Annotated in this window: 17 protein-coding genes; 5 read left to right on the top strand and 12 right to left on the bottom strand. The window is 37.9% G+C overall.

Annotated features, from left to right (window positions below; translation table 11 throughout):
* Nucleotides 1–2 precede the first annotated feature (2 nt).
* From HUS62_RS17220 to HUS62_RS17195, 6 genes are all read right to left on the bottom strand, one after another.
* Entirely contained in the window at nucleotides 3–272 is a 270-nt protein-coding gene (locus tag HUS62_RS17220; protein WP_175080569.1) for a hypothetical protein, read from the bottom strand.
* A gap of 130 nt (nucleotides 273–402) precedes the next feature.
* Nucleotides 403–666 carry a hypothetical protein gene (locus HUS62_RS17215; protein ID WP_175080568.1) on the bottom strand — a complete coding sequence of 88 codons (264 nt, stop codon included), beginning with the start codon at nucleotides 664–666 and terminating at the stop codon, nucleotides 403–405.
* A 168-nt stretch (nucleotides 667–834) separates the two neighbouring features.
* Complete coding sequence (locus tag HUS62_RS17210) at nucleotides 835–999, bottom strand: hypothetical protein (protein ID WP_175080567.1); 165 nt, start codon at nucleotides 997–999, stop codon at nucleotides 835–837.
* 21 nt (nucleotides 1,000–1,020) lie between these two features.
* Nucleotides 1,021–1,362, bottom strand: a complete 342-nt coding sequence (locus HUS62_RS17205; RefSeq protein ID WP_175080566.1) for a hypothetical protein — start codon at nucleotides 1,360–1,362, stop codon at nucleotides 1,021–1,023.
* Between the two features lie 36 nt (nucleotides 1,363–1,398).
* The gene (locus HUS62_RS17200; protein WP_175080565.1) at nucleotides 1,399–1,806 is read right to left on the bottom strand and encodes a hypothetical protein; all 408 of its coding nucleotides are present in this window, start codon (nucleotides 1,804–1,806) and stop codon (nucleotides 1,399–1,401) included.
* A 49-nt stretch (nucleotides 1,807–1,855) separates the two neighbouring features.
* Nucleotides 1,856–2,305, bottom strand: coding sequence for a hypothetical protein (locus tag HUS62_RS17195; protein WP_175080564.1), 450 nt, complete (start codon nucleotides 2,303–2,305; stop codon nucleotides 1,856–1,858).
* Between the two features lie 278 nt (nucleotides 2,306–2,583).
* On the opposite strand from HUS62_RS17195, the gene HUS62_RS17190 reads away from it, so the two are divergent.
* Entirely contained in the window at nucleotides 2,584–3,318 is a 735-nt protein-coding gene (locus HUS62_RS17190) for a hypothetical protein (protein WP_175080563.1), read from the top strand.
* 9 nt (nucleotides 3,319–3,327) lie between these two features.
* On the opposite strand, the gene HUS62_RS17185 is transcribed toward HUS62_RS17190, so the two are convergent.
* The gene (locus tag HUS62_RS17185; RefSeq protein WP_175080562.1) at nucleotides 3,328–3,744 is read right to left on the bottom strand and encodes a hypothetical protein; all 417 of its coding nucleotides are present in this window, start codon (nucleotides 3,742–3,744) and stop codon (nucleotides 3,328–3,330) included.
* A gap of 297 nt (nucleotides 3,745–4,041) precedes the next feature.
* Between HUS62_RS17185 and HUS62_RS17180 the strand changes: the two genes are divergently transcribed.
* Both HUS62_RS17180 and HUS62_RS17175 read left to right on the top strand, forming a co-directional pair.
* Entirely contained in the window at nucleotides 4,042–4,719 is a 678-nt protein-coding gene (locus HUS62_RS17180; protein ID WP_175080561.1) for a helix-turn-helix domain-containing protein, read from the top strand.
* A 157-nt stretch (nucleotides 4,720–4,876) separates the two neighbouring features.
* Nucleotides 4,877–5,035: a hypothetical protein gene (locus tag HUS62_RS17175; RefSeq protein WP_175080560.1), complete on the top strand. Its 159-nt coding sequence runs from the start codon at nucleotides 4,877–4,879 to the stop codon at nucleotides 5,033–5,035.
* Nucleotides 5,036–5,369: 334 nt separating this feature from the next.
* Here the strand turns inward: HUS62_RS17175 and HUS62_RS17170 are convergent, their stop codons facing one another.
* Together HUS62_RS17170 and HUS62_RS17165 are read right to left on the bottom strand one after the other, a co-directional pair.
* Nucleotides 5,370–6,437, bottom strand: a complete 1,068-nt coding sequence (locus HUS62_RS17170; RefSeq protein ID WP_175080559.1) for a replication initiation protein — start codon at nucleotides 6,435–6,437, stop codon at nucleotides 5,370–5,372.
* 1,334 nt (nucleotides 6,438–7,771) lie between these two features.
* Nucleotides 7,772–8,437 carry a hypothetical protein gene (locus HUS62_RS17165; protein ID WP_175080558.1) on the bottom strand — a complete coding sequence of 222 codons (666 nt, stop codon included), beginning with the start codon at nucleotides 8,435–8,437 and terminating at the stop codon, nucleotides 7,772–7,774.
* A gap of 359 nt (nucleotides 8,438–8,796) precedes the next feature.
* Between HUS62_RS17165 and HUS62_RS17160 the strand changes: the two genes are divergently transcribed.
* Nucleotides 8,797–9,753, top strand: a complete 957-nt coding sequence (locus HUS62_RS17160) for a bacteriophage abortive infection AbiH family protein (protein ID WP_175080557.1) — start codon at nucleotides 8,797–8,799, stop codon at nucleotides 9,751–9,753.
* A gap of 231 nt (nucleotides 9,754–9,984) precedes the next feature.
* Here HUS62_RS17160 and HUS62_RS17155 read toward each other — a convergent pair whose 3' ends face one another.
* The 3 genes from HUS62_RS17155 to HUS62_RS17145 form a co-directional block, all read right to left on the bottom strand.
* Nucleotides 9,985–10,944 (bottom strand): hypothetical protein, encoded by a 960-nt coding sequence (locus tag HUS62_RS17155; protein ID WP_175080556.1) that lies wholly within the window; start codon nucleotides 10,942–10,944, stop codon nucleotides 9,985–9,987.
* Nucleotides 10,945–11,113: 169 nt separating this feature from the next.
* Nucleotides 11,114–11,434 (bottom strand): HigA family addiction module antitoxin, encoded by a 321-nt coding sequence (locus HUS62_RS17150; protein WP_175080555.1) that lies wholly within the window; start codon nucleotides 11,432–11,434, stop codon nucleotides 11,114–11,116.
* Nucleotides 11,431–11,724: a hypothetical protein gene (locus HUS62_RS17145; protein ID WP_175080554.1), complete on the bottom strand. Its 294-nt coding sequence runs from the start codon at nucleotides 11,722–11,724 to the stop codon at nucleotides 11,431–11,433. The genes HUS62_RS17150 and HUS62_RS17145 overlap by 4 nt, the downstream gene beginning before the upstream one ends.
* A gap of 423 nt (nucleotides 11,725–12,147) precedes the next feature.
* On the opposite strand from HUS62_RS17145, the gene HUS62_RS17140 reads away from it, so the two are divergent.
* Entirely contained in the window at nucleotides 12,148–12,417 is a 270-nt protein-coding gene (locus tag HUS62_RS17140; RefSeq protein WP_175080553.1) for a hypothetical protein, read from the top strand.

Raw genomic sequence — 12,417 nt, 5'->3', positions numbered from 1 at the left:
CCCTACTCCATTAAAGTCAAGACCGTTCGCCTTAACTCGCAGCTAAAGCAGGCGAGAATGCGGCGAACTTTGTTCAACTGCGTTGTGGCATAGGGGTTATTATCGAGTATGGCCTCATAACGGTCACACACTTCACAAAGCGTAATTTCAATAAACTGAAGCAAGCCTAGCTCTGAACTCAAACTAGCGTCATCTTCACCACTTGCTTCAGGTAGATGAGCAATAGATGCAAAGGAAAGTGTCTGTGTGGTATTGGTTTTTTCCGCAATCATGCAAAGCAGCTTGTCGTTTAGCTTTACCAGCGCCTTATATAAAGCTGGGCTATCAACGTAGACACTATCACGCTTATACAGCTCATAAAGCCGATCATTTATCTCTTGTAAAAGATTTGCGATACCAGCCCTACGCTTCTACCTGAAAAGTAAGCTGGTCAATACCATAGGCGTTTACCATTACACTTGAGCGACTAGTTCCTACGACAATTTCGTACCTTCCCGCACTGAAACCAAAGCGATGAACAAAACCTTGGTAATTTCGAAAACTCCAACTCTTGTGTTTACGTGTGTGGTGCTTAGGCGGCTCTTTCTCACCATTCGACACAAAAATTACTTGCCCAGTAGCTAGCTGCTCGAAGTCTTCAATACTTTTTAATGTTTTAAGTTGCATGAATGTTGCTCCATTTGTTTGCCTATATACTTAACGCTGTTTTTATTGCGTTTCTCGATAAGAAGAACGGTAACAAACAGAGATATTTCGGCAGAAAAAGGCGCGCAAAAGCACACACAAAAAGGCCGCGATTTACGCGGCCTTTGATACGTCTTCAATTAAATGCATTTAGTCTTGCACCTTACATTCAGTGCTGGGGTGAAGGGAGACACGAATACCAGATCCAATATGCGTTGCTTTCACCCTCCCCGTATCTTCGATTGCCAAAAATGTATATTCATCACCGTTTAATACAAATACTCCACCAGCAATGAAAGCATCTAAAACTGTCATAACAGACTCCTATTATTGAGATTAAAACACGGGTTTTAAAAATTCCACCGCTTCGGTTGGCGTATCAGTCTTAGCTAAATGCTCAATAAACGCTTGTGCAACGCTATTAGTTACACCGTTAAATGAAAGTGTGTTGCTTGGGCAATATTTTTTAAGAACGTCAAACTCATCGCCTGTAATTTCTTCAATGCTATTGGGGTAAGTGATATACCCATCAACATCAAAGCAAGGACGACCATAACATTCATTATCAAAACTACCGCCGTTTAATTGACTTGCATACTCATACTCGATCAACAACTCAATATTCTCTTGCGTTGATTCAAAGGTACACTGTGCAAGCCCACACTCATGCTCATACATTAAATCAAACGTTGCGGGAATATCATTTTTATCAACTTAGACCAATGTGATTTTCTCGCCGGTATTGTCACCAATTCGATAACTAGTAGTGACAACCCAATAGCGGTGACTATCCTGATCAACACTGATGAAGTTCGCAAAGTAAGACCAATTATAATCCTCAACGGCCTCCCACTTTACAATATTGCCATCTAGCAATGACTCAATATGGTTAAATGTACCAAGTAACGTTACATTGACAAGCCAAGCAAACACATAATCTTCAATATGTAATTCAGAGTCGATAGTAAGATTAGTTGTGAACAAGCAAGCACTTAATGATGACTTATTTGATGGAGTTAATGACTTCAAAGAGGTTTCAATCAATTCATTAGCGGAATCAATATCACCGCTACCTAAAAGCTCATCCACTTGTTGTGCTACTTCAGCGTTAAAAACAGACATACTTAATTTCCTTCTAGCTTGTGTGACCGCAATCATGGCCACATCATATTTAGACAATGCGTTGAATATTTCTTGCGCAATTCGTTTTTTCTACAGTTTGCGAGCCAACAACCAACTCAAACCGGTTCTTTTGCTCGCCATTGCGGTCTAATCGAGAAATAACCGCGACCACTTGCATTGTTTCCATATTCTTAGATCGCAGTGATTCTGAACTGTTGTCTCGCGCTGTAAACTGCAAGACATCACCACGCTTAAGGAAATGCGCTAATACAGAGATGTTATCGGTAATCGAATATGCATCCCCACTCAAGTACATAAACACCCAGCTGCCATAGACTTGTCGATGAGAAGCGAAGTGAACATCAAAATCTTCACGGAAGGTTTTTTTATGGAATGACTTTTCGATTTCCAAAACGGTGGCATCACCATTAAATCGAAGCACAGCAGTGCGTGCTTTTCTAAGTGTTGTAATAAACGAGCTTGTTACCGTTAGCGCCATGATTAACCTCATTGAGTTGGCTATGTGTATGTGAGTACCGTAACAAAGCTGTATATATAAACAGTGAAAGTATCCCCTGCCTTTTTCTTATTTATTGCCAGTGGCGATAGCCACCAGCGGTATTTGCCGTCCAGTTAAAAAATATTCTAAAACGAGTTAATCAATTGAGTTAGCTGGCTTTATCGCCTTTTAACCACAATTCTATTGCTTGTATTTTTAAATCTTCACGCTACATTGAGGCCATCAAACACGCTAATAACACAAACCAGAGGCTATTTATGTTTTTCTCAGTTGATATCGTCACACCAACCCCAGGCACGAATGAACCTTATAAATTTAGTGTGCCGGTGCTTCGTCAGTTACTACTGGATTGTGAAGGGAGCGCTGACACACTTGATGAATTAACACATGAAGTTACAAAAGTGGTGCATAAATCGGCAGAGCAACACATAGCTAAAGGGGAAGCGCTTGAGCAATTAGATGTTGGCCTAAATGAATTTGAAAATAGCGTTTTTTTTGCCAGGGATAAAAATATTCTTCTTGATATACCAATGAACGATGTAATCAACCAAAAAACAGCCGTTGAATTACCGACTCCTTTTGTTAATGCTATCAGTGTTTTTATTCAGGAGAACCCATGTTTTAAAGATGTTGAAAGTTTTATTCATGGGGCCATTAAAGAGAAGAGACAAAGACTAGAATCAGCTGACTACATAGAGCATGCCAAGCAGTTAATATCAGAGAAAGTAAGAACAGAACCCTCAGAGGCGCTACTACAATACATTGTGTTTCTCTATACAAACGGGAAACAAGCAACCAAGCCGTGCAGCGCAGAGCTTTTTATTAGCGCTGGGGATAGAGTGATTGGAGCAATTAAGTTACTTGTTGAGGCTCATGGTTCAACCGAGGTACTAAAAGAATTTTACGAGCTGATCATTGAAAAGAAGAATTTTTCCGATGAACTATTAAAACTGTCAGCGAACAATTATGAGCCACACAATTGCAGCTCATAAATTTTAAGATCAATTATATGGGAGAGTGATTGTTTCTTGATTGCTCTCGCCAAATACAGTCGCAATAGAAAGCATTTCATCAATACTTAAAGAAGCGGTTTTAAACACCTCATCATCACCACTGTGCTTTGGTTGAGCTGAGAAATAGAATGAATCGGCACGTACATGAAGCGTTGCACAGTCATAACGCACTTCATTATTCACAATGCGATTACACGTTTCATCAAGATTAAATGATTTTGAATGTATATCATCTGCGCTAATGTACTCACTACTGAAAGAACCAAAGCTTTCCAGCAACTGCATCTCAAATGCACCATTTTCACGCACCAGCGAAGCTAAATCAAAAATACGTTGTCTTTCAGCGCCGGTTAATTCAGCAAAAAATGAAAAATTTGATGAACCCAAAGCGCCTTTTACTGCCAAATCACACCATTTAATTATTTCAAGGTGCTCAATTGATATTCCTTGGTTTATTTCTAAGTTTAATTCAATTTTATAAGACTTAACTGTTTTGTTGACATCAAAAAGTTAATCCCTTAATTCAAGTGTTTCAAATTGCCGCTATGGATAATAGAAAAGATAGAACTTGATTTAATTAAGCAACCCCAAAAGTAGAAGTAAAGATAAACTTTAAGTTTGTTGAATAATTTGAGTTTGCAATCTGTTTTGTTTGTGTTAGTTTATATGTACTTTAAGATTAAATAGGTAATGGTGAACGCAATGACTGAAGAACAAAATTTGGTGGAAATACATAAAGAGTTAAATGAACTTAAGCAATCTTCAAATAAAATAGTCAGAATGTTAAGAAACAGCGAGTTAAAAACTGAGCCTTTATTAATGGCCAAGGTTGCCGATTTACTCAGTCACACAGTTGAGGAAGTTGAAGCCAAAATAACTCAGTTAGACGGCAAGGTGTTTACTCTAACAAGTCTAGGTACCCGATTGCGCGAATCTCGTTTGAAAAGAGGTATGACCCAAAAACAATTGGCAGATGATGTAGGTGTAACTCCTGTTTCAATACAGAAAATAGAGGAAGGAGTTACAAAAACCCCTAGAAACCTGCAGGCAATAGCTGATGCCCTGAGTGTTGGTTTGGACTGGTTGGCAGTTGGAGATGAAATAGAGCCTACAGACGTATCAGCACTGCGAGCAGATGGTAAGCTAGGTGAGCGGTTGCGTCAGAAGCGGGTTATTGCTGGTTATACACTTAGGGATTTAGCTGAAAAACTGGATTGTACAGATATGTCTATTTCTAAAATCGAAAATGGAGTAACAGGCCGACCTCGAAATCTCATAAGTATAGCTAAATTGCTAGACGTGAGCCCAGCATGGTTGTTGGGCGGGGTGGAACCAAATACAAGCTTTGAGGATTGGGAGCGTTCTTTTAAGCAATTATAGATAATGAAATCAGGCTAAGGCTAGTTTCTTACTGGCCTTAAATAATTTGAAGGATGTTATAAGCTAGCTATTTAAAATGGTAATCAGCTTTTATGATCCAAATAGAATTAGAATTGTTTTACATTAGATGCATTAGAGAATAAACAAGGAAAACGTGATGATTAAAGAGTTACTGAGAGTAATAAAGGCTCAACAAGAATACATAGACGCCATCCCAGATGAAACAGCAGCTTCTTTTCCTGCAATGCCAGGCTTTGATAGAGATTGGGCTGATGAAATTATTTATAAAGCAGAACAAGCTGTGAAAGAGGAATAGAATAACTAAAAGTGACACTATTCATGCAACTTTGATATTGCAGCTAAACTTTAGATTGCGTTCAAGTCATTGAAACAGTGCATGGATATTGAGTATGCACATATCCACAAGCACTATTAATTCTATTATTTATATTAATTCTATTAAAACTATTAATACTATAGCCTCATTAAGTGTTTGACTTTAAATGAAAAAACAAGGCTTTTAGATCTGATTTATGGTGTTGTTGATCATAATTCTGGTTTTTCGGATCACAAAACTGGTGTTTATGATCCGAAAATTGGTGTTGTTGATCACAAAACTGGTGCTAAGTTTACATGATTCTGGTGTGAAATTAGTACTCCAAGCCTTTTGAAAGCTCAATGATTGATGCCAGCTCATCATTTACATCTTCATCTTTTTCTTGTTGAAGCTCTTCTTCATCACTTTTGCTTTGAATTGCCAGCTCTACCCTATCAGCTTCATCATCCTGCCCTAGATATCGGTATGCTAACATGAGCTTGATTAACTCTTGGCGAGACAACTTTTCTTTAGTTGTTATTTGTTTAGATATAAGCTCTTTGACTGTCTTAAGTGCATCATGCATGTTTAGTTCATCGACAGTCCCTTTATCCAACCACCTTACTAGGAATTTGATTTCTGATATACGCTTCCCTTGCGTGCGCAACTCATAACCAATTTCACCGTTGGGGCTTTTTAAAAACAAGAACTCTTTCTTAGCAATAGGATGAGCCATTAGTTTTTCAATGCTGTCTCTAATACAGCGCTGCATAAATACACCATTATTTGAAAATGAGCTTTTGTTTTCTTTAAGCTTACCTTTAACGTCAAGCAGTCCAAAAAGCCCCTTAAGCTCATCTATCTTCAGAAAGTGCATTTCATAACCATCTTTCTTAAAACGGCTTAGAATTTCATACAGGCGCTTTGCGTACTCTTGTTTTATATCTAAGTAAGTCTTGGTAGTTACAAGTGCAAACCCTTGCCTGAATTCAATATACTCACTTTCAAGCATATCGTTTGGTACCATTGTTAAAACCCCCTTCTTGTACTGAATACGTTTTAAGAGTGGTTTATAGTCAAAATCGTAATCGCCATTCCCTGAATCGATTTTAATACCAATTTTATGTGTTGATAGGCGCTCAGCTGCAGGAGAAAGAATAGAACCTATATGCTTGGAGTCGATTTTCAACCATTCTGAAAGCTGACTAGCTGTAAATGTGTATTGCGGCGTGGTCTTATCCCAATCTTCACTCTTCATTTGAGCCATCATAAGAGCAAACAAATCAGCTTCACGCTGCGAAAGATCTTTTCTACTAAATACAAGCTGGTGGCCTTGTTTGATGTGTTTAGGCAAATGAGAGCGTGCAATAGGAACTTTGCTCAATTGTTTAGATGAAGACATGTCGCATACCAAGATTGTGTAATCATAGTTTTAAGTTTACATAAAACTGGTATGTAACACCATAATTTTGTATTTTCAGAGAGCCAGCAAGTTAGTTTAATTGTAACTTATTGTTTTTTTGATGTTGTGTTGGTTTTGTATTTTTGATCGGTTCACCTTTGCAACAACTTAAAAGGGGCACTTTTATCAAATAAAAGGGGCCTGCAGGCTGTATCTTTACATAAAATTGGTGTTACTCGCGAATTTTGAACTCATTATCAGTATTAATCTAAGTGCTCTACACCATAAATACGTGTTCAAAGATGCTTGGCATTACACCAATATGGTGTGACAGGTAATCACAGAACGGTAGCTTGAGTAAATCAATACACAAAAGTGGTTTTTATACACCACAAGCATGTATTCATTACAGCATACTGGTGTATAGCCTGAGCTTGCTTGCGATTTAGCTACACAATACACAAAACTGGTGTGATACACCATAAATATGTGTTCATTATTAGTTTGGATTACACCATTCTGGTGTCTGGCTAGTAACTATCAAGGGGTTGAGCTGTATCAATACACATAACTGGTGTGATACACCATAAATATGTGTTCATTATTAGTTTGGATTACACCATTCTGGTGTCTGGCTAGTAACTATCAAGGGGTTGAGCTGTATCAATACACATAACTGGTGTGATACACCATAAATATGTGTTCATTATTAGTTTGGATTACACCATTCTGGTGTCTGGCTAGTAACTATCAAGGGGTTGAGCTGTATCAATACACAAAACTGGTGTGATACACCATAAATATGTGTTCATTATTAATTTGGATTACACCATTCTGGTGTCTGGCTAGTAACTATCATGGGGTTGTGCTGTATCAACACATAAAACTGGTGCGATACACCATAAATATGTGTTCATTATTAGTTTGGATTACACCATTCTGGTGTCTGGCTAGTAACTATCATGGGGTTGTGCTGTATCAACACATAAAACTGGTGCGATACACCATAAATGTGTGTTTACTAATAAATTGAATTACACCATTGTGGTGTATGACAAGCAATTATCAGAGGTTTAGCTGTATCAATACACAAAACTGGTGTGGTGCACCATAAATGTGTGTTCATTATTAAGTTGGATTACACCATTGTGGTGTATGGCTAGTAACTATCAAGGGGTTGTGCTGTATCAACACATAAAACTGGTGCGATACACCATAAATATGTATTCACTAACAAGTTGAATTACACCACTCTGGTGTATGACTATTTAATAGCAGGGGTTTAACTGTGTCTGTGGGTGAAAAATAACGTTTCACCCAATACAGTTTCATATTTAGTTATTTTGTTGGCTATTTAGCCAAGTTCGTTTCTTTGTAACTTCCCATTCATCCTTTAGTATTTTCTGAAGTTCAGCTACCGCACTATTTAAGGGGGCATCATCTAAACTGTGCCTATCTTTTTGCATTTCAGTCTTAAAGTTATCTAATAATTTAAAGAGATCTTTAGAAGCATCATCTCCGTTTTTGAAAAACATTTTTAACTTAGCTTCTAATCCGTAAAAGTTTGATCTTGCTTCAAGGAAATTTTCATAATGGGTTTTTGACTGTTCCATGAAAGAGTTAATTTGTTCTGTGGTCCCCTTAATTCTGTTGGAGGTGTGAAAGTTCGTTTCAGCACTACGTTTGAAATCTAGTACAATCGCTCTCCTCATATAATGCAGTTGGCAAAGGTGCATAGTCTTTATTAATTCAGATGCTGTTTCCCTTAATTCTTGTAACCAATGGTGGCGAAACTCTGAAATTTTGTTTTCATGCTCAGCCTTTTTCCCTTTCATTTGTACTTTGTAAGTTACTATGGCACTACCCAGCACAATAGTGACCGTAAGTAAGAATGGTAGGTTAGACAAAAGTATACTCCAGCCATTTAAAGCTTCTTGCTTAAGCTCTACGGGAATAGAGTTTTCAACCTTGAGTAATACATCTGAATTTAATCTTGCCATTTGCAGTTTCCTTTCTTAATTCATTATTGTTGATTGATTATATGGTAAATTCTCAGCTATGGTGAGAACTTAATCAGTTATATGAGGGGGGAACAATAAGGTTCTCGCCTAAAGTATCAATACAGAATACTGGTGTGCAATACCATAAATGTGTATTCATAATAATGTTGCATTACACTATTCTGGTGTATGGCTAGTTAATATCAGGGGCTTAACTGTATCAATAAAAAATACTGGTGTACTGTCGAACAAATCCTGCAAATACAACAAAACTAGATACCATATCAAAATTGGACCTTTCCTTTAATCCAACTAAACTACCCCAAGTTTAAAGTATGCACTAATGCTAAGGCGGGAATTTGGAAACTCTTTATATTGTTGGAAATGGTTTTGACTTGCATCATCGCTTACCTACAACTTACGTTGGATTTAGTGAATATTTGAAACGTGAGAACCCCGCAATTTACGACATTGTGACTAAGGTTATTTCTTACCATTATACCGATGATAATTTGTGGAGCTGTTTTGAAGAAAACCTTTCATATATTGATATTAGCTACTTAGATGATCATATAAATGAATACATCCCCTGCCCCGCCAGTGATGATTATTATAAAGATTTGGATGCGTGCACCCTTGAGGCCCAAAGGATGGTTGGTTATTTGAGCAATGATTTACGAAACGCCTTTGCAGAATACATTCGTAAGGCAGATTCTCACCAGGTTGGCACAGAATATTTATTAAACTTAGATTCAGGTGCCTTCTATATTAGTTTTAACTTTACCAGAACACTTGAAAAAAATTATGGCATCTCTGCCGACAATATTTTGTATTTGCATGGTACTCATGATGACAAGGAAAATATAATTTTGGGGCACGCTGTTGATCCAGAAACATTTAGAGAAGAGCAAGATGACGAAAGTCCACCCGAGGGGTTAACCCCAGAACAGCGGGAACAATGGCGTGAATATAAGGCAGATCAATACGTACCATCTCTCGATGAAGCTAGAGAAGAGTTATTTTCTTATTACGAAAGAACTTTTAAAAATGTTAGCGAAACCATAAAAACTCACTCAAGCCTTTTTAATAGATTAGTCGAGTTAAAGCACATTTATATTCTTGGCCACTCAATGTCAGATGTAGATATTGAGTACTTTGAAGCAATTAAGGAGCGCGTTCCGCAACATTGCCAATGGTATGTTTCTTACTATGGTGCAAAGGAGAAAGCTAAATTCGAGGATACTTTATCGTGGCTTGGTATACCTGAGCATAATTATACTTTATTCGAACTAGCCTCTTTGAAGTCCGGTAAGTAAAAATACCATGAGAAACATCAGCTGTTACAAATCGTAAAGTCGATTAGGTACACCCTCATTGAAACTTTACATTTGAAAGAGAGGTATTTTTAAAATAATCACTTTTTCGTGGTGAAATGGAACAGTGAATTGTATGCTTCAATTATCAAAGCTGGTTAATTTATTTTGCTTTCGCACGCACTTGCCCAGCTTTGTGCCGCAAGGGGTCGGAGCCTTGCGGCCCCTACCCTACTAACCTTTAAGCTTTTCCAATTTAGCTCCCTCAAGCGATACTATGTGGGTTGGATCTACCTTGTTAATATCCGACCAAATAACAACACGTAATTCTCCATGATAATACTCAACCATTAGTGGTGTTCCTTTCTTTGAACCCACACTATAACGATCTCCATAGCCTTCAAAAGACAGGCTTAAGTTAACACCTTCATTGGTATAACCCTTTACTACTTGCTTATCCATTGAGTCCATCAAACTAAAGCCAGGTGCAGTCGCTTTCGCGGCTGGAGACAGTTTTACAACAATAGGCTCAACAATATACCCATTACTAATTAGAAAATATGACTGAATCATGCTCCCGCTATTGTTTATGACTGTTGCCATACTTTCAACACTCTGAAGCTCATCATCACTAAGTGGACTAGTGTTACTTTGCGAAAGGGCAATTTTGGTGTTCATTTCATCGACTAACGCGTCTAATTCTGCCTGCTCTAGATTCTTGAGGCTATCCATTGACTTGCACATACATCGAATGATTTCGTGCTGTTCAGGCCAAGAAATAACGTGCGTGCTTTTTAAATGGTCGTTAAGGAACTGCTCTATATGGCCTGACTCATATGCTTCAAGCACATCCAAGAATGGAACTTTATCGCTTAATTCTGAATTATCGAATACTAAAGATTGAGAACGACCATTTGGAAGTATACGTTTGCTTGCATGACCGGCTGGAATAGTACAATGCCGGTCTGAATAAGAATCCCACGAAATATCATAAGGAATATTTTGATCCGCAAGAAAGTTTGTTAATGCATTATCATCATGATCATCAACAACAACCAAAAATGTAACCATATCAATACCACTGTCGTTATACTCAGTGACATCAGAGCTATCAACAAACTGCGTAATCTGTTGCTCAAACAAATCAAATGAAAGTTTGAGTAATGAGATAGTTAAATTCGATTCGTTATACATAAGACCTTCTTGTTTAAAGTGTTGGTATAAACATCACGATACCGAAATTAACGATCACTTCAGAAAAAGTCCTTTTAACAATAACAAACCAAATCCACCAAATAAAAAAGCCTCTACATAGGGTATATGTAGAGGCTTTTATAAAAACATTTAGCAAAATGGCACGAACTTAAGCGTATATAAGCTGAGCTGGCTCTAATTTATGGTGTTCATACAAATCGAACTGATTTTGATAATGAAGCCACGCAGCAGCGCTAATATTAGTGCATGCTTCTAACTTTCTGGCTAATTCTACGCCTACAGACACATGACCATTCACCAAGCGCGACAAATGCTTGGCAGAAATACCAATTCGACGAGCCACCTCTTCACGTTTTAAATTGCTTTTAGATAAACATCTGCGTGCAAACACTTCGCCAGGGTGAGGTCGATACAAATCTTCTGGCCTTGAAACAGGTTCTGATGCATTTACAAAATCTGGTACACTCATGCGTTACACTCCTTAAAGTCAACGTTATAACAATCGCCTTGAAAAAAATCACATGTAACAGCGCCACAAGGCTCAACATTATTTACAGTCACAGTAATGGACCATGCTTCTTCATGCTCTGGGTTATAGTTTATTGCCCCTATATCTTCCAAATCCGCAATAACCCCTGCAGCATCCAAATCGAACAAAATATCTCGTATCTCATACCCATAGGTTAGGGGGAATACTGACACATCATCAAACTCCCAAACCGCCCTAATAAGGTGGCATTTTATTGTTTTTATACTCATACAAGCTCCATTACCTTATAGGTAATATTACCTTGTAGGTAATTTATGTCAAATGCGTTGTCGTATTCTTTTAGTGGGGATAGACACACCTTTAAGTGATTTTTTGCGGTTTTTGAATGTCATGAAGTAGGAATTACCACTTTACTGCAAACAGTCACCCTTCCCTATTTCCTGAATTCGATTTCACAAAAGTAGAAATTCCACAAAGAAGACCTGAATCGCAGCATCTTGGTTGGCACTTAGTGACCGAATACCAACCGTTTGTTTTTGTGGGAAACGTATCACCTTTAGCTTTTCCAAGGAGAGCGCGAGCCATAAATTGATAAATGTCCATTAAAATTCCCAAATTTTGAAATAATGTTGAGCCTAACCTACCTGTGAACCTAAATTGCCTGTAGTCCAATAAAAAGTGTCAGGTGTCACATGTCGATAAGAAAAGCTGCAGAATTCATGCTATCAATACAAACCTTTCAATCAGAACAAGATCTAGCGAGACATTTTGGGGTGTCTAAATCAAAAGCTGCACAGTGGATGACTAGTATTTGCAATGATTCTCGCTATACAGTGATTGTCATGGACCACGGTGATAACGTCAAAATCAAAGTTGAAGCTATTGAAGGCCGAGGAAGAAGCATTGAATCAATAGCGAATGATGCAATCCTTTTTAAACGCCCTAAAATGCTGGTGGTCTAA

Source organism: Pseudoalteromonas sp. 0303 (assembly GCF_013349995.1).
Classification (GTDB): domain Bacteria; phylum Pseudomonadota; class Gammaproteobacteria; order Enterobacterales; family Alteromonadaceae; genus Pseudoalteromonas.
This window is presented reverse-complemented; position numbering and strand designations above follow the sequence as displayed.